At 48.8% G+C, this 23,610-nt stretch carries 23 protein-coding genes, 1 other RNA gene and 2 pseudogenes; 15 read left to right on the plus strand and 11 right to left on the minus strand.

From position 1 onward, the window contains the following. The 4 genes from CTN_RS00730 to mnmL are packed head-to-tail and all read right to left on the minus strand — an operon-like array spanning position 1 to position 2,750. Positions 1-195 carry a DUF6485 family protein gene (locus CTN_RS00730; RefSeq protein ID WP_012645039.1) on the minus strand — a complete coding sequence of 65 codons (195 nt, stop codon included), beginning with the start codon at positions 193-195 and terminating at the stop codon, positions 1-3. Further along, on the minus strand, positions 192-797 hold the full coding sequence (locus tag CTN_RS00735) for a DUF4234 domain-containing protein (RefSeq protein WP_231555953.1): 606 nt from the start codon (positions 795-797) through the stop codon (positions 192-194). The genes CTN_RS00730 and CTN_RS00735 overlap by 4 nt, the downstream gene beginning before the upstream one ends. A gap of 5 nt (positions 798-802) precedes the next feature. Continuing rightward, entirely contained in the window at positions 803-1,780 is a 978-nt protein-coding gene (locus CTN_RS00740) for a clostripain-related cysteine peptidase (RefSeq protein ID WP_012645041.1), read from the minus strand. A gap of 58 nt (positions 1,781-1,838) precedes the next feature. Further along, a complete protein-coding gene (gene mnmL, locus CTN_RS00745) occupies positions 1,839-2,750 on the minus strand; it encodes a tRNA modification radical SAM protein MnmL/YtqA (protein ID WP_038066341.1) in 912 nt (303 codons plus the stop codon). Positions 2,751-2,820: 70 nt separating this feature from the next. On the opposite strand from mnmL, the gene CTN_RS00750 reads away from it, so the two are divergent. Together CTN_RS00750 and CTN_RS00755 are read left to right on the plus strand one after the other, a co-directional pair. Continuing rightward, positions 2,821-4,554 carry a proline--tRNA ligase gene (locus tag CTN_RS00750; protein WP_012645043.1) on the plus strand — a complete coding sequence of 578 codons (1,734 nt, stop codon included), beginning with the start codon at positions 2,821-2,823 and terminating at the stop codon, positions 4,552-4,554. Further along, positions 4,551-6,056 carry a YifB family Mg chelatase-like AAA ATPase gene (locus tag CTN_RS00755; RefSeq protein WP_012645044.1) on the plus strand — a complete coding sequence of 502 codons (1,506 nt, stop codon included), beginning with the start codon at positions 4,551-4,553 and terminating at the stop codon, positions 6,054-6,056. Before CTN_RS00750 ends, CTN_RS00755 begins: the two co-directional genes overlap by 4 nt. Here the strand turns inward: CTN_RS00755 and fliJ are convergent. Beyond that, positions 6,053-6,484, minus strand: a complete 432-nt coding sequence (gene fliJ / locus CTN_RS00760) for a flagellar export protein FliJ (protein WP_038066343.1) — start codon at positions 6,482-6,484, stop codon at positions 6,053-6,055. The two genes, CTN_RS00755 and fliJ, sit on opposite strands and share 4 nt — an antisense overlap. A 110-nt stretch (positions 6,485-6,594) precedes the next feature. On the opposite strand from fliJ, the gene tmung reads away from it, so the two are divergent. Genes tmung through CTN_RS00780 form a run of 4 tightly spaced genes read left to right on the plus strand, consistent with a single transcriptional unit; the run spans position 6,595 to position 10,389 of the window. After that, positions 6,595-7,170: a type-4 uracil-DNA glycosylase gene (tmung, locus tag CTN_RS00765; protein WP_038066346.1), complete on the plus strand. Its 576-nt coding sequence runs from the start codon at positions 6,595-6,597 to the stop codon at positions 7,168-7,170. 4 nt (positions 7,171-7,174) lie between these two features. Beyond that, positions 7,175-7,687 carry a metal-dependent transcriptional regulator gene (locus CTN_RS00770; protein ID WP_012645047.1) on the plus strand — a complete coding sequence of 171 codons (513 nt, stop codon included), beginning with the start codon at positions 7,175-7,177 and terminating at the stop codon, positions 7,685-7,687. Between the two features lies 1 nt (position 7,688). After that, positions 7,689-8,618, plus strand: coding sequence for an SDR family oxidoreductase (locus CTN_RS00775; protein ID WP_012645048.1), 930 nt, complete (start codon positions 7,689-7,691; stop codon positions 8,616-8,618). Then, positions 8,611-10,389, plus strand: coding sequence for an AAA family ATPase (locus CTN_RS00780; RefSeq protein WP_244857359.1), 1,779 nt, complete (start codon positions 8,611-8,613; stop codon positions 10,387-10,389). Before CTN_RS00775 ends, CTN_RS00780 begins: the two co-directional genes overlap by 8 nt. Before the next feature lie 176 nt (positions 10,390-10,565). Here the strand turns inward: CTN_RS00780 and groL are convergent. The 3 genes and pseudogenes from groL to ssrA form a co-directional block, all read right to left on the minus strand. Continuing rightward, a pseudogene (gene groL, locus CTN_RS00785) lies at positions 10,566-12,184 on the minus strand (chaperonin GroEL). Positions 12,185-12,196: 12 nt separating this feature from the next. After that, positions 12,197-12,473, minus strand: a pseudogene (gene groES / locus CTN_RS00790) (co-chaperone GroES). A 203-nt stretch (positions 12,474-12,676) separates the two neighbouring features. After that, positions 12,677-13,033: a transfer-messenger RNA gene (ssrA, locus tag CTN_RS09680) on the minus strand. Positions 13,034-13,149: 116 nt separating this feature from the next. Between ssrA and CTN_RS00795 the strand changes: the two genes are divergently transcribed. Genes CTN_RS00795 through CTN_RS00835 form a run of 9 tightly spaced genes read left to right on the plus strand, consistent with a single transcriptional unit; the run spans position 13,150 to position 21,474 of the window. Further along, complete coding sequence (locus tag CTN_RS00795; protein ID WP_038066356.1) at positions 13,150-14,187, plus strand: ABC transporter permease; 1,038 nt, start codon at positions 13,150-13,152, stop codon at positions 14,185-14,187. Positions 14,188-14,200: 13 nt separating this feature from the next. Next, entirely contained in the window at positions 14,201-15,142 is a 942-nt protein-coding gene (locus CTN_RS00800; protein WP_012645054.1) for an ABC transporter permease, read from the plus strand. Between the two features lie 12 nt (positions 15,143-15,154). Beyond that, positions 15,155-16,156: an ABC transporter ATP-binding protein gene (locus CTN_RS00805; RefSeq protein ID WP_012645055.1), complete on the plus strand. Its 1,002-nt coding sequence runs from the start codon at positions 15,155-15,157 to the stop codon at positions 16,154-16,156. Positions 16,157-16,159: 3 nt separating this feature from the next. Further along, complete coding sequence (locus tag CTN_RS00810; RefSeq protein WP_012645056.1) at positions 16,160-17,314, plus strand: ABC transporter ATP-binding protein; 1,155 nt, start codon at positions 16,160-16,162, stop codon at positions 17,312-17,314. Beyond that, positions 17,311-17,802 (plus strand): hypothetical protein, encoded by a 492-nt coding sequence (locus CTN_RS00815; RefSeq protein ID WP_012645058.1) that lies wholly within the window; start codon positions 17,311-17,313, stop codon positions 17,800-17,802. The genes CTN_RS00810 and CTN_RS00815 overlap by 4 nt, the downstream gene beginning before the upstream one ends. Positions 17,803-17,814: 12 nt before the next feature. Next, positions 17,815-18,807: an ABC transporter ATP-binding protein gene (locus CTN_RS00820; RefSeq protein ID WP_038066359.1), complete on the plus strand. Its 993-nt coding sequence runs from the start codon at positions 17,815-17,817 to the stop codon at positions 18,805-18,807. Continuing rightward, a complete protein-coding gene (locus CTN_RS00825; protein ID WP_012645060.1) occupies positions 18,791-19,639 on the plus strand; it encodes a VIT1/CCC1 transporter family protein in 849 nt (282 codons plus the stop codon). The genes CTN_RS00820 and CTN_RS00825 overlap by 17 nt, the downstream gene beginning before the upstream one ends. Before the next feature lie 13 nt (positions 19,640-19,652). Then, positions 19,653-20,213 carry a 3'-5' exonuclease gene (locus CTN_RS00830; protein ID WP_012645061.1) on the plus strand — a complete coding sequence of 187 codons (561 nt, stop codon included), beginning with the start codon at positions 19,653-19,655 and terminating at the stop codon, positions 20,211-20,213. A 4-nt stretch (positions 20,214-20,217) separates the two neighbouring features. Continuing rightward, complete coding sequence (locus CTN_RS00835) at positions 20,218-21,474, plus strand: PhoH family protein (RefSeq protein WP_012645062.1); 1,257 nt, start codon at positions 20,218-20,220, stop codon at positions 21,472-21,474. Here the strand turns inward: CTN_RS00835 and scpB are convergent. From scpB to trpS, 3 genes are read right to left on the minus strand one after another with little or no spacing between them, the layout of a single operon-like run. After that, entirely contained in the window at positions 21,439-21,942 is a 504-nt protein-coding gene (scpB, locus tag CTN_RS00840; RefSeq protein WP_012645063.1) for an SMC-Scp complex subunit ScpB, read from the minus strand. The genes CTN_RS00835 and scpB overlap by 36 nt on opposite strands. Further along, positions 21,932-22,609 carry a segregation and condensation protein A gene (locus CTN_RS00845; RefSeq protein WP_012645064.1) on the minus strand — a complete coding sequence of 226 codons (678 nt, stop codon included), beginning with the start codon at positions 22,607-22,609 and terminating at the stop codon, positions 21,932-21,934. Before CTN_RS00845 ends, scpB begins: the two co-directional genes overlap by 11 nt. A 9-nt stretch (positions 22,610-22,618) precedes the next feature. Continuing rightward, on the minus strand, positions 22,619-23,605 hold the full coding sequence (gene trpS / locus CTN_RS00850) for a tryptophan--tRNA ligase (protein WP_012645065.1): 987 nt from the start codon (positions 23,603-23,605) through the stop codon (positions 22,619-22,621). Positions 23,606-23,610 lie beyond the last annotated feature (5 nt).

Consider the following 23,610-nt stretch of genomic DNA (forward strand, 5'->3'; position numbering starts at 1 on the left):
TCACACCACCTTTTTGAAATGCTCGATGGACCTGTCCCAGGTTCTTTCCGCGTCGTTCGGGAAATAGCACGCCGGAAGTTCTCCGTGCTGTCTGTGGTAGTGCATACACTCACAGCAGATACCCTTCCTCGGACAGCCAGGATATGAACAGTTGCAGTAGGAGAGGTTCCTTTCCTTGTTCGGACAGGCCTTCACGGTTTCACCTCCAGATTCTTCATGGTTCTCTCGTCGGCATCGAGAAATTCGTTGATTTCCTTTGAAAGTTCAACGATCAGATACAGCCAGTACACGCCGAATGTGATCAAAGTGAGCAGAAGAACAGTTAGAACGTTTCTTTCCTTTATGATGGGCCGAAACTCTACATCGAACAGCACACGGTAAAGACGTACTTTTTCCTCCTGAAGGTGCCTGGCTGCTTCGAAAAGAAAGTGCAGAAAGGTTACAAAGAACACCACCTGAAGAAGCGAAAACAGCCACACCTCCGGAAAAAGAAAGGAAAGAAACCAGAAAAGAACGAAGGTGAAATACGTCCAGTTTGGAACCAGCAGTACTCCTTTCAGATCAAAACCGTGGCTTTCCGCCAGCCTTTGCGTTTTCAAAGCGTTTTCGTTCAGCAAGACCGTCCACTGCCTGTAGACAACAAAAAGAGAAAGAGAAGAAATCATCGAGAGAAAAAGTGCCGTGAGACCGAAGACGTGAACTTGCCTTCCGGCGAGGATTTCCCCGTAATATTTTACCAGCAGCACGGTGCTTGCGATCGAAAAGATCACACCTATCCAGGCAAGGTTCGTGCTCACCCTCTTCAATCTCTATCCCTCCAGTACGAAATGAGATCGTCCCAAAAACTGTCTGTTATGAAGTCACTCAGTGCGGAAAAATCATCCCAGTACTCAGGGTTTTTCATGTTCTCCGGCAGATAGATGAGAAGATCTCTGTAGCCTTCCGGTGTTCCGTAGATTCTGGCAGAAACGATGGCACCATGAAGCTTTTCCCCATAATATCTGAGGGTATCGTCTGAAGACCCGTAGAGTGCTTCTGCAAAACTTCCAAGTTCTATGAGTTCGGTGAAAACACCTTCTGCTTTTCTTCTTTCAACGGTGAAACTCCACGGCGAGATCTCCTTTTCCATCATGTACTGAGAAACTCTGTTCAGCCAGTACATGATTTCATCCAGCCTCGAGGTGTCCCAGACGCTCAAAGAAAAATCTTCCCCGTAACCCTCGTAATATTTTTGAACGACTCTGGAAAGAAGCGAAGGAAGATCTGTTACCCCCCTCAATGCGGTGTAGTCCCAGCCCTCTTCTGGAATCTCCTTGGAGGAGGTCACAATGTACTCTGCACAGTCTTTGAATTCCCACAGGATCTCGAAAGTTCCCATCAGACAGGCATCAAAGCCAAGTATCGTGACAGGAGAGTTTTTTAAAACGTTCTTTATCTCTTTCACCGAGAGAAAATCTGAGTTTTTTACATCGTAAGCCACACCCTTCGTCTTCACCTGGGCTTCACCACGCCACCAGTCACCGTGATTCCAGATCACAAGGAAGGAAAGATCGTTTCCCCGGTACTCTTTCAGAAAGGAAGAAAGAGCCTCTGGATCACCGGAATCTATCTCGTTGAACGTTTCCAGAGGTACCAGATCACTTTCCACACGGTACAGGGTATCAGAAGCGGACGCATAATCGACCATAGCGAAAACTTCTATCCAAGATGGGTTTTCTTTCATCTCCTCCAGGTCCTGAGATACGTATTTTTCCAGATCGTTGTCTGCGGCTATCCACACGAGGAAAGAGAGTGTGTGCCTTGGAACAAAAAAGCAGCCGGAGAGCAGAAGAAACAGACTACCTGTTAAGATAATCGAACCTTTTGCCTTGATAAGTATCTCTCCTTTCGAGTTCCTTTTCTATCATGTTGATGATCTCTATCTTGCTCTTTCCCCAGTTTGCAAATATCGTGCCTTCTTTCGGTGGATCGGCGACCAGTCTGTGAACGACCACCTTCGGTGACAGGTACTCCAAGAAGGTGATCACCCTTTCTATGTACTCTTCGAGACTGCAGATCTCTATCTCTCCCTTCCGGTACATCTCAGCGAGTTTGGTTCCCTCTACCACGTAAAGGGAGTGAAGTTTCACACCGTCAACATCGAGAGCCGAAAGAAGTTTCGCCGTTTCCACCACATCTTCCATGTCGTCCCACGGCAGGTTCAGTATCACGTGGACCACAAGTTCCATTCCCCTTCTCTTCACCCTGACAGCAGCATCCACGAACTCTGCGAGTGTGTGTCCCCTGTTGATCTTTCTGAGGGTCCTGTAATTTGCCGTCTGAAGGCCCAGTTCAACGGAAACGTCCACTTTCCTTTTGAACTCCTCCAGAAGATCCAGCACTTCTTCGGGAACAAGATCGGGCCTTGTGGAGACGGAGAGCTGAACTATGCTGTCATCCACCAGGGCTTCCTCGTACTTTTTTCTGAGTTCATCGATGGAAGCGTACGTGTTGCTGAACGCCTGAAAGTAAGCGATGAACTTTCTGATTCCCCTCTTTTCATACCTTTCCTTCATTCTGAGCACCTGTTCTCTGATGGGTAGTTTCATGAGTGTGGTGAAACCGCTTCCCGTGGCATCACAGTAGATACACCCTCCCGTTCCCTTCGTTCCATCCCTGTTGGGGCAGGAAAATCCCCCGAAGATGACTATTCTCTGAACCCTCTCGCCATACCTTTCCTTCAGATGATCGCTGAGTTTTCTGTAGCGCACCATATTCCCTCCTTCAGTCCTTATGATACAATAGTTTCAAAAGAACTCGTAATCGAGGAGGAGATCGGCCTTGCGAATGAAACAGCTGTACGCCCCAACGCTCAAGGAAACTCCTTCTGACGTGGAAACGGTGAGCCATGAGTACCTTCTGCGCGGTGGATTCATAAGAAAGGTGGCCGCCGGGATATACACCTACCTGCCACTGGGAAGAAGGGTTCTTCTCAAGATAGAGAACATCGTACGCGAAGAAATGAACAGAATAGGTGCACAGGAGATCCTCATGCCCATTCTCCAGCCCGCCGAGTTATGGAAGAGGTCCGGCAGATGGGACGACTACGGTCCTGAGATGATGAAACTCAAGGACAGACACGAAAGAGACTTCACACTCGGACCCACACACGAAGAGATCGTGACAGACCTTGTGAAGAACGAACTTCGCTCCTACAGACAGCTTCCCCTCGTTGTCTATCAAGTAGCGAACAAGTACAGGGATGAGATCAGGCCCAGGTTTGGCCTTCTCAGAGCAAGAGAGTTCATAATGAAAGACGCCTACAGTTTCCACTCCAGCTGGGAATCGCTGGACGAGACCTACGAATTGTTCAAAGAGGCTTACTCGAGGATAATGGAAAGACTCGGTGTGAAGTACATGGTCATAGAGGCAGAAACGGGTGCCATCGGCGGAAACGCTTCTCATGAGTTCGTCGTTCCCGCAAAGATCGGAGAGACGAACGTGCTCTACTGCGAAAAATGTGGTTACCAGGCAAGCGATGAAAAAGCCGAGTACAGGGGAGAATACCCCGTCGAGGAAGAGGAAGAAAAACCCCTGGAAAAGGTTCCTACCCCCGGAGTGAGGACGATAGAAGAAGTTTCACAGTTCCTTGGAGTTCCTCCATCGAAGATAGTGAAGTCCCTTCTGTTCGTGGGAAGAGATGGGTACGTGATGGCTCTCATAAGAGGTGATCTGGAGCTGAACGAGGCAAAGCTCAAATCCCACCTGAAAGACCAGTCTTTGAGGCTTGCCACTCCTGAGGAGGTCCTGAAAGACTTCGGTGTTCCCATCGGATTCATCGGCCCCATCGGCACGAACGTGAAGAAGGTGGCAGATCACAGCATCAAAGGTCTGAAGAACTTCGTCGTGGGTGGTATGGAAAAAGACACACACTACGTCAATGCAAACCACCCGAGGGACTTCAAAGTTGATGAGTGGTGCGATCTGAGAACCGTTGTGGAGGGTGATCCCTGCCCCGTGTGCGGTGAACCCCTCAGAGCCACAAAAGGAATAGAACTCGGCCACATCTTCAAACTTGGAACGAAATACTCTGAAGCGATGGAAGCCTACTTCATGGACGAAAACGGTGAGATGAAACCCTTCATCATGGGATGCTACGGCTGGGGTGTTTCCAGAACGATGGCGGCGGTTGTGGAACACTTCCACGACGAAAACGGTATGATCTGGCCCCTGTCCATAGCACCGTACACGGTCATCGTCGATATCCTGAACATGAACGATCCAGATCAAAAGCGTGTCGGAGAGGAGATCTACAGGGCTCTTCTGGAAAAGGGTGAAGAGGTTGTCCTCGACGACCGCGAGGTTTCACCGGGATTCAAATTCAAGGACGCGGATCTCATCGGTTTTCCCATAAGGATAAACGTGGGAAGATCCCTGAAAGACGGTGTGATCGAGTTGAAGAAGCGCTACTCAAAAGAGCTCGTAAAAGTGAGCATTCAAAATGGTCTTGGCTCGCTTTTTGAGGCTCTGAACAGAATGAAGGCAGAATACGATCCTAGGGAGGCTATCGAGTGAATTACTCTCGACTCTCTTCTGCCACTCTTCAAGGCATAGAAGCGATGAAGATAGACGTGGAAGTTGATTTCGACAACAGGAGCGTTTTCAACGATATAGATGTGGTGGGGCTCGGAGACACCGCCGTGAAGGAAAGCAGGAAAAGGGTGAAGAGTGCTATTCTGAACAGCGGGTTTTCTCTTCCCCATGGAAAGTTCGTGGTGAACCTTGCACCGGGAGATGTGAAAAAAGAAGGCTCCATGCTCGACCTTCCGATAGCCCTGTGTATCCTTGCTTCAACGGGCATTGTTCAGGTGAGCGAAAACATCCTCGCCGTTGGAGAACTTTCGCTGAACGGTGAAGTGAAAAGGGTAAGTGGCATTCTACCCGTTCTTCTGGCCCTTTCTGGGAACTTCAGAGGAACCGTCATAATTCCAAAAGAAAACGAAGAAGAGGCAACGTGTGTGAAGGACCTTCACGTCTACACGGTGGAATCCCTCAGAGAGTGCGTGGAGTTTCTGAGGGGAGACAGGGTGTTGGAAGAAGTTGAATACGTTGGGATAAAAGAAGCTGTGCTGGATCGATCCGTTGACTTTTCGGACGTTCGGGACCACGAGATGGTGAAAAGGGCCGTCGAGATAGCGGTAGCGGGGTTTCACAACATTCTCATGGTGGGAAATCCAGGCTCTGGAAAGACGATGATAGCAAAGAGAATCCCCACCATCTTCCCTCCGATGACGGAAGAGGAGATCATCGAAACGAGCAAGGTGTACAGTGCAGCGGGTTATCCCGGTCTTGTCCGAATCAGACCGTTTCGCTCACCGCACCATACAGCCTCCACCGTTTCCATCATCGGCGGTGGCACAACACCGAAACCCGGAGAGATTTCCCTTGCACACAACGGTGTGCTCTTTCTCGACGAACTACCAGAGTTCAAGAGGGACGTGCTCGAGGCTCTGAGGCAGCCCCTTGAGGAACATTGCGTCACCGTTTCAAGGGCAAAGTTCACCGTCACTTACCCTGCCCGTTTCATGTTGGTTGGTGCGATGAATCCCTGTCCCTGTGGAAACTTCGGAGATCCAAAACAACCCTGTGTCTGCTCTCCAAGGGACATTCTGAGATACAGGAAGAAGATATCGGGTCCACTTCTGGACAGAATAGACATCGTCGTGAACGTGCCGAAGCTTTCTTTCGAGGAGATGATGAGAAAACCCGAAGGAGAAAAGAGTGCATCCATAAGGGATCGAATCATGAAAGCAAGAGAAATCCAAAAACGACGTTTTCAAGACACATCCATCTCCTACAACTCTCAGATGACACACAGGATGTTGAGAGAACACGTAAAACTCGACGATAAAAGCGAGAACCTGCTCAAAAGGTACGTGGAAAGGTACGGGCTTTCCGGCAGGAGAATCGATAAGGTGTTGAGGCTCTCAAGAACGATAGCCGATCTCGATGGCAGAGAAAGGGTGGAAATGAAGCATCTGGCGGAGGCGTTGCAGTACAGATTCAGGGATGACTAGCTCCACCAGAATTTCCTTTCTGCAACTTCGTCCATTCTCTTTCTCTCTTTCAGGTTTTCCTCTGCCTGGTACTCTTTGAGTTTTCTTTCTCTCAGTTTCTCAAGCATCTTTCTTTCTTTCATCTTCTCCAGAAGACTTTTTCTGATACTTTCCTGCTCTTTCAGCAATTCCTGTAGCTCTTTCTGATACTTCTCTATCTCCATTTCATAAAAGCGTATCCCACGTTCGAGTTCGAGTAGATCTTTCTTCGAAAGCAGACCTTTCCGAAGAAAGTTGTTTTCTATTTTTTTCTTTTCGATGGTCAATTGTTGTATAATGCTTCTGAGATTTTCGATCTTTTCAGAGATCTTTGAGAGATCATTTTTCAAAGTTTCTTCTTCCTTTCTTCGAACCGCGTATATTCTCTGGAGTCTAAACTTAAAAGCCACAGCAATCACCCCGGTCAGGGAATTTGCGAAAACCGTATGCAAGGTGATAGAATTATGTAAGGTTCCATTAATTTCTGATAATATTTTACCTGATTCTGGAGGAGAAAGTGTTGTTCACCAGAGAGGAATTGATGGAGACAGTGAAAGAAAGAGTAGAAAGGTGCACTGCGTGTCCACTGCATCTCACAAGGACGAACGTTGTCGTGGGTGAAGGAAACTTGGACACGAAGATCGTCTTCGTTGGTGAAGGTCCAGGAGAAGAAGAAGACAAAACGGGAAGACCTTTTGTTGGAAGGGCGGGAATGCTTCTGACAGAACTTTTGAACGAGGTGGGAATCAAGCGAGAGGATGTCTACATCTGCAACGTTGTGAAGTGCAGACCCCCTAACAATCGCACTCCAACCACAGAAGAGATGTTCGCGTGTGGGCATTTCCTGCTTGCACAGATCGAAATAATAAATCCGAGTGTTGTGGTCGCTCTGGGAGCCACTGCCCTGTCCTTCTTCATGGATGGAAAGAAGGTCTCCATAACCAAGGTACGGGGAAATCCAATGGATTGGCTGGGCGGAAAGAAGATCGTTCCAACGTTTCATCCAAGTTATCTTCTGAGAAACAGAAGCAAGGAACTGAGAAAAATCGTTCTGGAGGATTTAGAAAAAGCAAAAAGTTTCATAAAGGAGGGTTGATAAGATGCCTAGAGGAAGAAAGAAAACGCTGACACCTGCACTCGAAGATTACCTTTCTGTGATTCAGGAGATACTTCAGAGCCAACCCGCAGCGAGGGTGAGTGTTATAGCGAGAAAGATGGGTGTCAGTCTTCCCAGTGTAACAAACGCCATGAAAAGGCTCGCGGAACTCGGATATGTGGAGTACGAAAAGTACGGTTACATCACCCTCACCGAAAAGGGCAAGAGAAAGGCAAGATCCCTCAGAGGATCGCAGAACAGACTGAGGAACTTTTTCTTCTACGTTATGGGAATCCCCTCTCCAACGGCCGAAAAACTGGCGCGACACTTTTCCCACTTCCTGGATGCACGCACAAGAAGCAGGTTCAAAAAGTTCTACGACATCATGGTGAACTTCGACGAGAGCAGAGTGCAGGAACTGAAAGAATTTCTCGAAGAAAGCAAGAGGATCGTGAACGTCCAGGAAATACCGGAGGAAGCGAAGAAGATCGAGGAGGACGAAGAGGAGGAAGCATAGTATGAACGTTCTGGTAACTGGTGGTGCAGGATTCATCGGTTCACATGTGGTGGACAGGCTGATAGAGAAAGGTTACGGTGTCATCGTGATAGACAACCTGTCATCCGGGAAAGTCCAAAATCTCAACAAGAACGCTCTCTTTTATGAGCAGAGCATAGAAGATGAAGAGATGATGGAACGCATCTTCTCCCTGCATAAACCCGAATACGTGTTTCACCTTGCAGCCCAGGCGAGCGTGTCTATTTCCGTGAAAGAGCCAGCAAGAGACGCAAAAACGAACATCCTTGGTTCTCTCGTGCTCCTTGAGAAATCCGTAAAGTACGGGGTGAAGAAGTTCATATTCTCCTCCACCGGTGGGGCGATCTACGGCGAAAACGTGAAAGTTTTCCCTACACCGGAGACAGAAATCCCCCATCCCATATCACCCTACGGCATAGCAAAGTACAGCGTGGAGATGTACCTGGATTTCTTCGCCAGGGAGTACGGATTGAAATACACCGTCCTCAGGTACGCCAACGTTTACGGTCCAAGGCAGGATCCCCACGGAGAAGCCGGGGTCGTAGCCATTTTCACCGAAAGAATGCTAAAGGGAGAGGAAGTTTACATATTCGGAGATGGGGAATACGTGAGGGACTACGTTTACGTCGATGATGTGGTCGAGTCGAATCTTCTTGCCATGGAGAGAGGAGACAACGACGTGTTCAACATCGGAACGGGAAGAGGAACCACTGTGAACGAACTCTTCCACATGCTGAAGGAAATCACCGGTTACAACAGAGAACCCGTCTACAAACCTCCAAGAAAGGGCGATGTGAGAAAGAGTATCCTCGACTGGACAAAGGCGAAAGAAAAACTCGGATGGGAACCGAAGGTTCCCCTTGAGGAGGGGTTGAGACTCACCGTTGAGTACTTCAGAAAAGCCGTTGACTGAACTGCTCAGACCGGAAGATTTCGATGACTTTTCTGGACAGGATCATCTGTTCGGTGAAGACGGGATCCTGAGGAGGACTCTGAAAACGGGTAACATGTTTTCTGCCATACTGTATGGACCACCGGGGTCTGGAAAGACCTCGGTTTTTTCGTTGCTGAAAAGGTATTTCAACGGAGAGGTCGTTTATCTGAGTTCCACCGTCCACGGTGTATCTGAGATAAAAAGCGTGCTCAAAAGGGGAGAACAGATGAAAAGATACGGAAAAAAGCTTCTACTGTTCCTCGATGAAATACACAGGCTGAACAAAAACCAGCAGGCAGTTCTGGTCACACATGTGGAAAGGGGAGACATCATCCTCGTTGCAACCACGACGGAAAACCCAAGTTTTGCCGTTATCCCTGCCCTCCTTTCAAGGTGCAAGATACTCTACTTCAAACCACTCTCAGAAAACGATCTTCTTGAAATCGTTGAAAAGGCCGTGAAGAAACTCAATATGAAACTGGACGACGACGTGAAAAAGGCACTTGTGAGAAACGCTGAAGGGGACGCAAGAAGATTGCTGAACACCCTCGAGATCGTCTACCAGGTGTTCAAAGACAAAGAGGTGACCATAGAAGATCTGAAAACCCTGTTCGGAAAGAGTGTGAGTTACTCAAAGGAAGAGCATTACGATTTCACATCCGCTTTCATAAAGAGCATGAGAGGAAGCGATCCGAACGCGGCGATCTACTACCTCGTGAAGATGATAGAAATGGGAGAAGACCCAAGGTTCATTGCCCGAAGGATGATCATATTTGCGAGTGAAGATATAGGACTGGCAGATCCAAATGCACTGATCCTGGCCGTCTCCACCGCTTTTGCCGTTGAACATGTGGGTCTGCCAGAGTGTTTGATGAACCTGGTGGAGTGTGCTGCTTATCTTTCTCTTGCTCCAAAGAGCAACTCGGTCTATCTCGCTATGAAAAAGGCACAGGAGCTTCCAGTGGAAGAAGTGCCACTCTTTTTGAGGAACCCTGTAACGAAAGAAATGAAAGAGAGAGGTTACGGAAGAGGATACCTCTATCCGCACGATTTTGGAGGATTCGTCAGGGTCGACTACCTTCCAGAGAGGCTGAAAAACGAGGTGATATTTTCCCCGAAAGGAACCGGATTTGAGAAGGAATTGCTTGAAAGGCTAAAACACCTCTGGCCTGAAAAGTACGGGGGTGATGGTATGTCTGAGATCAGAAAAGAGCAACAGTACAGAGGCAGAAAGATACTGGTCGTGAAAGGTGACATCACAAAAGAGGAAGTAGATGCAATAGTGAACGCCGCCAACGAATATCTGAAGCACGGCGGTGGGGTTGCAGGTGCGATCGTAAGAGCAGGTGGAAGTGTGATACAGGAAGAAAGCGACAGGATAGTGAGAGAACGCGGTAGAGTTCCCACAGGAGAGGCCGTGGTGACAGGAGCGGGAAATCTCAAGGCCAAGTACGTGATCCACGCGGTGGGACCCGTCTGGAGAGGTGGAAACTACGGAGAAGATGAACTTCTGTACAGAGCGGTTTACAACGCTCTTCTCAGAGCCCACGAGCTCAAACTGAGGAGCGTTTCAATGCCCGCCATCAGCACTGGTATCTTCGGATTTCCGAAGGAAAGGGCGGTAAAGATCTTCGCCAGAGCGATCAGAGATTTCATCGACCATCATCCGGACACGTCCCTAAAAGAGATAAGAATATGTAACATCGATGGAGAAACGACCAGAGTGTTTGAAGAGAATCTGAAGATCTGAAAAAGGGGCCATTGGGCCCCTTTTTTAAAGACCTCGGAGGAAGTATTGAACCAACTCAAACGATTTCTTGGATCTGATACCGGCAAGATCGCCATACCTGAAAGGAGATATTGACGTTTTTATTGTATCACAACCAGATAAAAAAACAAGGGGGCGTCCGCCCCCAATACGTGTCATCAGTATTCCTCAGGCAGAGACGGTGTTTCTTTCTTTTCCTCAGGTTTTTCGACCACCAGCACTTCCGTTGTCAGGAGCATTCCCGCGATGGATGCTGCGTTCTGGAGAGCGCTCCTTGTGACCTTTGCAGGATCTATGATTCCTTTCTCAAACATGTTTCCAAATTCGCCCCTCAGAGCGTCGAAACCGTAAGCCGGATCGTCGCTGGCAAGGATCTTCTCTATGATCACGGCTCCATCGTATCCAGCGTTCTCTGCAATCTGTCTGATCGGTGCAGAGAGGGCTTTGTAGACGATCTGTGCTCCTATCTTCTCGTCACCATCGAGCTCTTCGAGAAGCTTTTCTACGGCTTTTCTGGATCTCAGGAGAGTGACTCCTCCACCGGGAACGATTCCCTCTTCTACGGCAGCCCTAGTTGCGCTCAGAGCGTCTTCGATTCTGTGCTTCTTTTCCTTGAGCTCTGTTTCGGTGGCGGCTCCGACCTTTATGACGGCGACTCCACCGGCGAGTTTGGCCATTCTCTCCTGGAGAGTTTCTTTTTCGTACTCAGATGTGGTCTCTTCTATCTGAGCCTTGATCTGTGCGATTCTCTTCTTGATCGCTTCGGGATCTCCTTTTCCTCCGATGATGATGGTCTCGTCTTTCTTGACCCTCACAAGGTCGGCCCTTCCAAGGTCCTCGAGTGTGAGGTCTTCGAGGTTGATTCCGAGTTCTTCACTTGCAACCTGTCCGCCGGTGAGGATGGCTATATCCTGGAGCATGGCCTTTCTTCTTTCACCAAATCCAGGTGCTTTTACTGCACAGGACTGAAGCGTTCCCTTGAGTTTGTTGAGAACGAGTGTGGTCAGAGCTTCACCTTCGACGTCCTCGGCAATGACAAGGAGTGGCTTCCCTGTTTGAGCAACTTTCTCAAGAATCGGTATCAGAGGCTTCACAGCACTGAGTTTCCTGTCGGTAATGAGGATGAAAGGTTCCTTCAAAACGACTTCCATCTTCTCTGCATCCGTCACAAAGTACGGTGAGATGTATCCCCTGTCGAACTGCATTCCTTCGGTGAATTCAACGTAGGTCTCGAGTGTCTTGGAGTCCTCAACCGTGATGACACCGTCTTCTCCAACTTTGTCCATGGCCTCGGCGATAAGTTCTCCTATTTCAGGGCTGTTGGCGGAAATCGCCGCAACATGAGCGATGTCTTCCCTTCCAGAGAGTTTCTTGGAGAGCTTTTTGATTTCCTCAACGGCCCTTTCAACGGCCTTGTCTATTCCTCTTTTGAGCAGGATCGGGTTCGCACCGGCTGCAACGTTCTTGAGACCTTCTTTGATCATCGCCTGCGCAAGAACCGTTGCCGTTGTCGTACCGTCTCCGGCGACATCGTTCGTCTTAGAGGCAACCTCCTTCACGAGCTGAGCACCGAGGTTTTCGAATTTATCCTCGAGCTCAATTTCCTTTGCAATAGAAACACCGTCGTTCGTTATGGTTGGAGATCCCCAGGATTTCTCAATGACAACGTTTCTTCCCTTCGGTCCAAGGGTTATCTTCACAGCGTTTGCGACCTTGTCCCACCTCTTTCGAGAGCCCTTCTTGCTTCCTCGTTGAACTTCAAAAGCTTTCGGCATATCTCACACCTCCCTCACTCTTCGATTTTCGCAAGTATATCGTTCACATCGATGATGATGTAATCTTCATCATCGATCTTTATCTCCGTACCGGCATACTTGGAAAAGATCACCTTGTCTCCCACCTTGATGTCGAACTTCTCTTCATCTTCTATCTTTCCCACCGCAACGACTTCGGCTTTCATGGGTTTTTTCTTTTGCTGAATCTGGAAGCACTATTCCTCCTTCGGTCTTCTTCTCCTCCTTGATGGGTTTGATCAGCAACCTTTCACCGAGAGGTATCACCTTCATGCTTCATCCCTCCTTCGGAAATTTTTTAGCACTCTCGACTCATGACTGCTAATATAAATATACAACTTTTTCCATGCGACTTCAAGCGCTATGATTTAAGGAAAAATAACAGAAAAATTACGATATAATTAAACAAAAGATAAAAAATGTCTAAAACCACGTTTCAAAATATAAGGGGGTGCTTTCGGCACCCCCTTCCTTTCTGGTGGAGGCGGGGGGATTCGAACCCCCGTCCGAAGATGGAGGCCCCTGGGCTTCTCCGAGCGCAGCCCGTGTTTCGTGTCTCGGGAAGGACCCCCCACGGGCAGGGTGTCGCTTCCCACAGCCTTCCTGAACCTTCCCGATCCGGGCCGGAAGGCGGAGCCCAGATCGGTAGGCTGGATCCCTCACGCCCTCTTCCGGAGCCCAGCCAACTCCGGAGAGGACGGCCGCCTATCTATTAGGCGGCAACAGCAACAGGTTCGTTGGCACTTATTCGTGTTCCCACCTTTTTTACGAGGAGGTGGGGACCTCGGCTCGCTTCCCAGGGGACTCCATCCCCGTCGAACCCGTTCGCCCCCTGGTTTCAGCCATGATTATTATACCACACCTCCTTGACTTCATCTTCTTCAGAAAGGTTCAGATTATTGTATAATCATATGAAGGCATCAGGAAAATCGACCAGGAGGTGTACCCTGTGACAGCGTACGTTATACGAAGGTTGCTTCTGCTTCCCCTGATACTCCTTGGTGTAACGTTCATCGTGTTTTCCATGATCCAGTCACTTGGACCTGACAAACTGCTGGCTGCTTATGTGAATCCGAACATGCTCGACAAACTGACGCCAGAACAGATGGACGCATTGAAGGAAAAGTACGGACTGAACGACTTCTTCGTGATCCGGTACGGCAAATGGCTTCTCAACACCCTGAAAGGAGACCTTGGATGGTCTCTTGTGGGAAAAGAACCCGTGAAAGACGCCCTTTTGAAGAGGTTGCCGTACACGATTGAACTCGCACTTTACGCCATTTTCCCGGTTATATTCGTTGGAATCTGGCTGGGTGTGAAAGCCGCTGTACACAGAGGAAAATTCCTGGACCATTTCATAAGGATATTCGCAGTTGTGGGATGGTCCTTTCCGGATTTTGTTTTTGGACTGCTTGTTTTGATGATCTTCTACAGCATTCTGAACTGGCTCCCTCCGGGAAATCTCAGCTTATGGGCTGAGGAGGTGATCAGATCTCCTGAATTTCGTCGCTACACAAAACTCATCACAGTCGATGCCCTGCTGAACGGAAGACTCGACGTTTTCTGGGACGGCCTGAAACACCTCATAGGTCCCATCATAACACTCTCCTGGCTCTGGTGGGCGTATCTTTTGAGAATCACAAGATCCAGTATGCTGGAGGTTTTGAACAAAGAATACGTGAGAACGGCCAGAGCGAAGGGCCTTCCAGAAGACGTGGTCATAAACAAGCACGCCAAGAGAAACGCACTCATTCCAGTCACCACGGTGGCCGGAGGCATGGTGATAGGGTTGTTCTCTGGAACGGTGATCGTGGAGACCGTTTTCAACAGAACGGGTGTGGGAAGCTTCACGGCACAGGCAGCACTCCAACTCGATTACGCGTCCGTCATGGCTTCTGCTCTGTTCTTCTCCACGATCCTGGTGGTAGGGAATCTCATTATAGACATCCTGTACGCCCTCATAGATCCCAGAATAAGACTCGGATGAGAGGTGAAATGGCGTGAATCAGGAGCTGAAGAGAATTCTGAAGAGATTTTTCAAAGATCCATCCGCTGTGCTCGGACTTTCTCTGGTTCTTTTTTTCACGGTGGTGGCCATTCTGGCGCCCGTTATCGCACCACCCGTTCATCCTCTCACGAGGATGAAACTCCCAGATCCCTATTTGATGCCCGTTGTGAGCTGGGATCAGAGTCCTCAGCCACCGACTACGAAAGAGGACGCCATAGCGAAAAATCCTAACAGAGAACCGATACGTGGTGTGGATTATCATCCATTTGGTGTCATAGGTGGAAGGGACATATTCTACGGAGTTGTCTGGGGAACGAGGACGGCTTTCAAAATAGGGATAATAGTCACCCTGGCCAGACTTCTGATAGGAATCCTGATAGGTTCCATCTCCGGATACTTTGGAGGATGGATAGATGAACTTCTCATGAGGATCACCGACGTATTCCTTTCAATTCCGTTTCTCATAGCCGCCGTTGTTCTTACGACGGTGCTTGGAACGGGCCTGGACAAGGTCATGATTGCGATGATCGTATTCGGCTGGATGGGTGCCGCAAGGCTCATAAGAGGGAACATACTGCAGGTGAGAGAAGAACAGTACGTTCTCGCAGCGAAGGCGATCGGTGTGCCGGACTTTCTCATCATACTAAAACACGTGCTTCCAAACTCCATTTTCCCTGTTCTGATCTGGGCATCCATGAACATGGGATCCCTTGTGATAACGGCCGCTGTGCTCAGTTTCCTTGGTCTTGGAGCACCTCAGGGATACGCGGACTGGGGGTCTATCCTCAGTTACTCCAGAGACTGGATGATGGAGATCGGAAAACACTGGTATGCTCTCGTCTATCCGGGAACCGCCATGGTGCTGTTCGTGCTCGGATGGAACCTGCTGGGAGATGCACTGAGAGATGCATTCGATCCAAGGCTCAAATTCTAAGGAGGGATCAAGTTGAAAGAACCCTTGCTTCGAGTGGAAAATCTCAAGACCTACTTCTATACAGAAGATGGTGTTGTTAAGGCCGTTGATGGAGTCTCTTTCGATGTGTTCGAAGGAGAGACCCTTGGTATCGTTGGAGAGTCAGGAAGTGGAAAGAGCGTAACTTCTCTTTCCATAATGAGACTTCTCGATCAAAACGGAAGGATAGAGGATGGGAAGATCGTTTTCAAAGGGAAAAACCTTCTTGAACTTTCAGAGAGTGAGATGAGGAAGATACGAGGAAAAGAAATCGCCATGATCTTTCAGGAACCCATGGTGGCCTTGAATCCCGTCTTCACCATAGGAGATCAGATAATGGAAGCGATCATGCTTCATCAGAACGTCTCGGAGAAAGAGGCACGGAAGATGGCGATAGACATGCTGAGAAAAGTGGGAATCCCCGAACCCGAGAAGAGGGTCGACGAGTACCCTCATCAACTGTCCGGTGGTATGAGACAACGTGCGATGATCGCCATGGCTCTTTCCTGCAGACCAAGCCTTTTGATAGCGGACGAGCCCACGACCGCACTGGACGTCACCATCCAGGCTCAGATCCTCGAACTCATGAAGGAACTTCAGAGAGAGTACGGAATGGCGATCATTCTGATCACCCACGACATGGGTGTCGTTGCGGAGATGTCCGACAAGGTTGCAGTTATGTACGCTGGAAAGGTGGTTGAATACGGTGATGTGAAGACCATCTTCAACGAACCGAAACACCCGTACACCTATGCACTCCTCGAATCCACTCCAAGAATCGATATAGATCAGGAAAGGTTGAAGAGTATTCCAGGAAACGTTCCGGATCCTCTCAACTTCCCCACAGGGTGTAAGTTCCATCCAAGGTGTGAGTTCTTCGTGAAAGGAAAGTGTGATGTTGAGGAACCCGAACTGGAAGACATCGGAAACCACAGGGTCAGATGTTTCTTCTGGCAGAAACTCGATGAGATCAGACGCGCAAAAAGCGAGGTGTGAGACGTGAGCAAGGAAATCGTGAGAGTAGAAAACCTCGTGAAATACTTTCCCATAAGGGCTGGTGTTTTCAAAAGGATCGTCGGATGGGTCAAAGCGGTGGACGGTGTGAGTTTCAGTATAAACGAGGGTGAAACTTTTGGCCTGGTGGGAGAGTCGGGATGTGGTAAAACGACCGTTGGAATGACCCTTTTGAGATTGTACGAACCAACATCGGGACGAATAATCGTTGATGGAGAAGACACGACCTACTACTTCATGAGCCGCTCCAGGGCAAAGGACTACATAAGAAAGACTTATGTGGAAAGGTTCAGAAAGATGAAGAAAGATGACATAGAAAAGCTCAATGGAGTGGACAGAAAGTACGCCCACCTTTTCTTCGAAGAGGCAAAGGCTTCACCGAAGAAGTTCATGGCTCTCCTTCTTGATGATCTGAAGGAGAAAAGGAGAAAGTTCAGAAGAGAAATGCAGATAGTCTTCCAGGATCCGTACAGCTCTCTGAATCCGAGACTGAGAGTGAGAAGCATTGTGAGAGAAGGAATTGTCACACACAGACTCGCACGCGGTAAAGAAGTTGAAGAAAGGGTCAAAGAGATCCTCGAAGACGTCGGCATTCCCTCTGCTTACATCTACAGGTTCCCCCATGAGTTCTCCGGTGGTCAAAGGCAGAGAATAGGCATTGCAAGGGCTCTTGCACTGGAGCCAAAGCTTGTCGTGGCAGACGAAGCAGTGGCAGCCCTCGACGTCTCCATAAGGAGCCAGATCATAAACCTCATGGAGGATCTTCAGAGGGAACACAAGTTAACCTACATCTTCATCTCTCACGATCTTGCCGTCGTGAAGCACATCAGCGATCGGATCGGTGTGATGTACCTCGGAAAGATAGTGGAACTCGCTCCAAAAAAGGCCCTGTTTGAGAATCCTCTGCACCCCTACACCGTGGCCTTGATGTCGGCGATACCGATACCCGATCCAAACAAAAAGAGAAAGAGAATTATACTGAAAGGAGATGTACCGAGTCCGATAAATCCTCCTTCTGGATGCCGGTTCCATCCAAGATGCCCTATTGCAAAGGACGTTTGTGCCAGGGAAGAACCACCCCTTCGGGAAATCGAAGGAGGGCACTTCGTCGCCTGTCATTTTCCGGGTGAGTTGCGATGAAAAGACACTGGTTCATCCTGTTTTCAATAGCGATCGTTATATTGCTTTTCAGGGTTAAGTGGGATGTGAAGAAGATCTACGTGAAAGATAACGGGATTAAAGAAATGGTGGAAAAGATCCTGATAGAAAAACACTACAGGTTCTCTTTTGTGGACAACGAAGAAAACGCTCTGGTGATAGAGAAAGACAGAATGATCCTGCCACCAAACGACATAGTCCTGCATCTGGACTGGAGCGAAGAAAAGAAGGAAAAGGCAAAAAGACTGGCTGAATCTCTGTTTCAGGAAGGGGTTGTCCTTTCGGCCACCGAAACAAAAATCGCCACAGAAGATGTGATACTGGAAAGGGCACTGGACAGTTTTTTCAGAGGAGATAGTTCTTTCTTCGAGAACGGATATTACTGTGGAGACATCTATCTGTTTCTCAAAGATGAGTGTGTTGCAAGGTACGATCCAAAAACAGAGGAACTTGTCCTTTTTGGTCCTTAGGAGGTGAAGACTTTGGCAGCGCTTCTTGAGGTGAAGAACCTGAGCACGTGGTTCTACATGGAAGAGGGTATAGTCAAGGCCGTGAACGATGTGAGTTTTTCTCTGAACTCCAACGAAGTGCTTGGAATCGTGGGAGAAACTGGCTCTGGAAAGAGCGTGACGGTAAAATCCATTATGCGTCTCATAAAACCCCCGGGAAAGATCGTGAGTGGTCAGGTCCTGTACAGAGGACAGGACATTCTGAAGATCCCCGAAAAAGATATGCACAGAATCCGTGGAAAGGAAATCGCTATGATCTTCCAGGATCCAATGATGTCTTTGAATCCCCTGTACACGATAGGTGACCAGCTCATGGAAACGATCAGGTATCATCTGGGATACGACAAAAGAAGGGCCTATCTCAGGGCCGTTGAAATGCTGGAACTCGTTGGGATACCCGAGCCAGAAAAGAGAATGAACAACTATCCCTTCGAGTTTTCTGGCGGTATGAGACAGAGGGTGGTCATAGCGATCGCTCTGTCCTGCAACCCCAGCGTGCTCATAGCGGACGAGCCTACAACCGCGCTGGACGTCACCATTCAGGCTCAGATCCTCGAACTCATGAAAGAACTACAGAAAGAGTTCAAAACGGGTCTTCTGTTCATTACGCACGATCTGGGTGTGATCGCGTCCATGGCAGACAGGATCATGGTGATGTACGGTGGAAGACAGATGGAGATAGGAACGTCCGATCAGATCTTCTACTCTCCGCGTCATCCGTACACGAAGATGCTCTTGAGAAGTATCCCGAGAGTTGACAAGAGGCTGGAAAAACTCGAGTCTATACCCGGTCAACCTCCCAGAATGGTGGACATACCGCCTGTGTGTCCCTTCTTGCCTCGATGTCCAAGGAGGGTCGACAGGTGCCTGGCCGAGCTGCCAGAACTCATTGAGATAGAGGAAAATCACTTCGTGAGGTGTTTCAATCCCGTCGAGGAGGAAGTGAGCGTTGAAGGAAATACTTGAGTTCCAAAGAAAAGAGATCACAGAGTATCACGTTTACAGAAAGCTGGCAAAAAAGGTCTCTGGAAAGAACGCAGAGATCCTTCTCTCCATAGCCGAAGATGAAAAAAGACACTACGAGATGTTCAGAAAGATCACAGGGAAAGAGACAAAGCCATCGATGCTTCTGGTCTTCTGGTACATACTACTTGCCACTCTGTTTGGTCTCACCTTTGCCCTGAAACTCATGGAGAGGAACGAGAAAAAGGCCGAAAAAGCCTACGAGAAGATAGACATTCCCGAAGTGGTCAGGATCATGAAAGACGAAGAAAGACACGAAGAAGAAATCCTGAACATGCTCGACGAGGAGCGCTTGAACTACGTCAGTTCCATGGTTCTTGGCCTCAACGATGCCCTGGTTGAGTTGACAGGAGCACTCGCGGGGCTCACCTTTGCCTTTCAGAACACCAAGATAGTGGGACTTTCTGGCCTGATAACGGGCATAGCAGCCGCCTTTTCCATGGCCGCCTCTGAGTATCTCTCCCAGAGAGCAGAAGAACAAACCGAAAAAACCAGTCCTCTGAAGGCTGCACTGTACACGGGTATTGCCTACATTGTCACCGTAGCGATACTGGTGGCTCCTTTTCTCATTCTGGAGAACCCCTTTGTGGCTCTGGTTTTCACACTGATCGGTGCCACTCTTGTTGTCCTTTTTTTCACTTTCTTTGTCTCCGTAGTCAAGGAAAAGAGGTTCGGCAGTTACTTTCTGGAGATGTTCCTTCTCAGTTTTGGTGTTGCCGCTTTCTCTTTCCTGGTTGGGGTGATTGCCCGAAGGATCTTTGGAATCGAAATATGAGGAGTGTTAGGCAATGATATGGAACGACATCATTTTCTGCGTCGTGGACACGGAGACCACCGGAACAGATCCTTTTGGTGGAGACCGGATCATCGAAATAGCCGCTGTTCCTGTGTTCAAAGGAAAGATCTTTTCGAACAGGGCGTTTCACTCTCTGGTGAATCCCCACGTTAGAATACCCGCCCTGATACAGAAAGTACACGGAATCAGCAACGAAGAAGTGGAAGAGGCCCCCGATATGGGAACGGTTTATGAACGCTTCAGGGACTATGTGAAAGGGACCGTTCTTGTCTTCCACAACGCCAACTTCGATCTCACGTTTCTAGATATGATGGCAAAAGAAACCAGAAACTTTCCACTGACGAACGCCTACATAGACACACTGGACATCTCCCAGGAGGTCTTCGGAAGACCGCATTCACTGAAATGGCTCTGCGAAAAACTGGGAATAAGAGATAAGATAGAACACCGGGCGCTCTCCGATGCCCTGGTGACGGCAAAGGTTTTCGTTCGGCTCGTGAAACTGCTTGGCGAACACAAGGTGGACGATTTCATACGAAAGAAATGGGGGTAAGACCATGGTGAAAAACTACGTCCTCGACACGAACGTTCTGATCCACGATCCGGATTCCATATTCTCCTTTGAAGACAACAACGTCATCGTTCCTCTTCCGGTCCTGGAAGAACTGGACAAACTGAAGAGAGAACACGGCAGCGTGGGTAAGAACGCCCGTGAGGTGATAAGACGTCTGGATGAACTCAGAAGGAAGGGAAACCTCAGAAAGGGTGTTCCTCTGGAGAACGGAGGAGTGTTGCGTGTCCATGTGCTGGAAAGGGAAGTGGAGGGAGCGCCCCGCTTTCTCCATGAAAGATACATGGACAACATCATTCTCTCGTACGTGCTGGACCTCATCAACAGGGAGAAAATTCCCACCATTCTCGTCAGCAAAGACATAAACCTCCGTGTGAAAGCGGACTCCCTTGGCATACCCGCTCAGGACTATCTCACTGACAGATCGGAACTGGAAACCATGCCGAAAGGCTACATGGAGTTTCACGATGAAGACCTCAAAAGAGCGCTGAAAACCAAAGAAGTGGTCGAAAAAAATCTGGATCTTCTCGACAACTTCTACATCGATCTGGGGGAACTTTACGGAAAGTACAGGAAAGGAAAAATCTTTCGCGTTAAACCCTTCGAGATAATGGGAATATCTCCCAGAAACAGAGAGCAGATCTTTTCCATGGACGCACTCCTGGACGATGAGATTCCCCTCGTGTTCCTTGTGGGGATAGCGGGAACGGGAAAGACCCTCCTGGCCCTCGCAGTCGGTCTTTACAAGGTTCTGGTGGAAAAACGGTATAGAAAGCTGATCGTAACTCGCCCCACGGTTCCCATGGGACGGGATGTGGGCTACCTTCCTGGAGAACTGGAAAAGAAGATGAAACCCTGGCTGCAACCGATTATGGACAACCTGGAATTGATCTCGTCCCTTTCTGGACTGAAGATCAAAGAACTGGAAAAACAGGATCTTCTGGAGATAGAAGCCCTTTCCTTTATCAGGGGAAGGACGATTCCGAAGCAGTTCATCATCATAGACGAGGCGCAGAACCTCACCCCGCACGAGGTGAAAACGATTCTCACACGCGTTGGAGAGGACACAAAGATCGTTCTGGTCGGTGATCCGTACCAGATAGACACACCTTACCTGGACAAGGATACGAACGGACTGGTCTACGCAGCTTTGAGGCTTCTCGAATCGGATCTTTCCGCCGTTATAAAGCTGGAGAAAGGAGAAAGATCAAGGCTGGCCACCGTCGCCGCCGAGCTTCTGTGAAACTTCCTTCAGCATTTCGTCCAGCATGGCACTCTCAACGAAAGAGGGAGAAAGCTGGTACAGAAAGCCTCTTCCGTGTCGTTTTTTGCGGACCACTCCCATCTTCTGAAGGGAAGACAGAACATTTGATGAATCCTTTCCCCTGAACGCGTCTATCTCGCTCTTTGGCAGCGGTCCGGAAAGAAGAAGCAGCGCCACAATCTCCATCTGTGATTCGGTGAGGTTTCTGTACTTTCGTCTGGACATTCTGGAAACAAGATCCGCGTACTCGGGTTTCGTGTAAAACCGGTACTTGCCCCCAACCTCTCTCAGGACAACTCCGTGTTCTGGCTTTTCGTACTCTTTGACCAGCTCTTCGAGTATCTCCTTCACCTTTTCTTCGCTTGTTTCGAGAACCTTCGCCAGTTTCTCCGGTGATACACCGCTTGACGCAAACAGCAGGGCCTCGATGGCGGCTTTAAGATGCATGGGCGAACCTCCTGATCTTCATGTCCTCGAGAAGTATGAGTTTTCCGATCTTCACAAGCTCCAGGATGGCAAGCAACCTCACTATGAGTTCATAAACGTTCTTTGCTCGGGAGAGCAAAGAAGGAATTTCCTCTTCCCCATCGACCTCTTCTAAAATTTTTTCCATCATGTCCTCCACAGAGAAAACCTCACTCTTCACACGATGGACGGACTCACGGAGGGCCTCTTCCTTCCAGATACGCTCCAGGATCTCTCTGAACTTCTCCAGTCTTTCGACCTTTTCAAAGAAGGGTGTTTTTAACCGAACAGGTTTTCTTTTCAAAAGGGACGGCTCTTCCCTCATCCTCTGAACGATCTCCTTCACTTTCGAATACTCTTCCAGTCTTCTGTAGAGTTCCTCACGTTTTCTTTCCACTTCTTCTTTTTCTTCTTCCCTCACCCTTGGAATGAGAAGTTTGGATTTCAGTTCCATCAGCGTGGACGCCATCTCGAGAAAATCCGATGTGATCTTCATGTCCAGCCTCTTCATGTGTTCCAGATATTCGACGAATTCGTCTGCGAGTTGGGATATGGGAACCTGCCTGATGTCCACCTTCTTTTTCCTCACAAGATAGAGTAGAAGATCAAGGGGACCCTCGAAGACGGGGAGCTTGAAAACAAGTTCCATATTTTCACCTCAGAACATGAGATTCATTGCTTTCCTCACTTCCTCCATGGTTTGCCTGGCCACTTCCCTGGCCCTTTTCGTTCCTTCGAAAATCACATCGTCCACATAGTGTGGATCTTCGTCTATTCTGGAAAAATTCTCCCAGATCGGCATCAGTTTCTTCTTCATGTTCTTCAAAAGAAGCTTTTTGCAGTCAACACATCCTATCCTGGCCGTTGTACAGCCCTCCCAGACCCATTTGCTCTCCTCTTCGCTGATGTCGAACGCCTGGTGGTATTTCCAAACAGGGCAGTTCTCAGGATTTCCCGGGTCTGTTCTTCTCACCCTGGCAGGATCTGTCATCATTCTCAGAATGGTTCTTTCCAGTTCAACCTCTGAGATTTCAAGGTTTATGATGTTTCCGTAACTTTTGCTCATCTTCCTTCCGTCTGTTCCCGGAAGTTTTGGTACCCTGGAGAGGATGGCATCCGGTTCGGGAAAGACCTCTGCGTACAGGTGGTTGAACCTTCTTGCGATCTCCCTTGTGAGCTCTATGTGGTAAACCTGGTCCTCACCGACAGGTACTCCTTCGGCCTTGTATATCAGTATGTCCGCAGCCTGAAGAACAGGGTATATGAGAAATCCTGCGGTGGAAAGGTCCTTGTAATTGAGTTCTTTCTTTATTTCCTTGTAGGTTGGAACTCTTTCAAGGCGCGATACGGAGACGATCATACTGAACAGAAGTGCAAGTTCTGCATGCTCTTTCACACCGGACTGGACGAACACCACGGACTTTTCAGGATCTATTCCACAGGCGAGAAACCCCCTCACCAGATCCCGTGTGTACTCTTTCAGCCGGGAAACATCGTCGTAGTGTGTTGTCAGGGCGTGCCAGTCGGCCACGAAATAGAAACACTCGTTCCCCTCTTCCTGAAGTTTCACCCAGTTTTCAAGAGCCCCCACCAGGTGACCTATGTGAAGTTTTCCCGTTGGTCTCATACCGCTCAGGATTCTCAACTTTT

The organism is Thermotoga neapolitana DSM 4359, assembly GCF_000018945.1.
GTDB lineage: Bacteria > Thermotogota > Thermotogae > Thermotogales > Thermotogaceae > Thermotoga > Thermotoga neapolitana.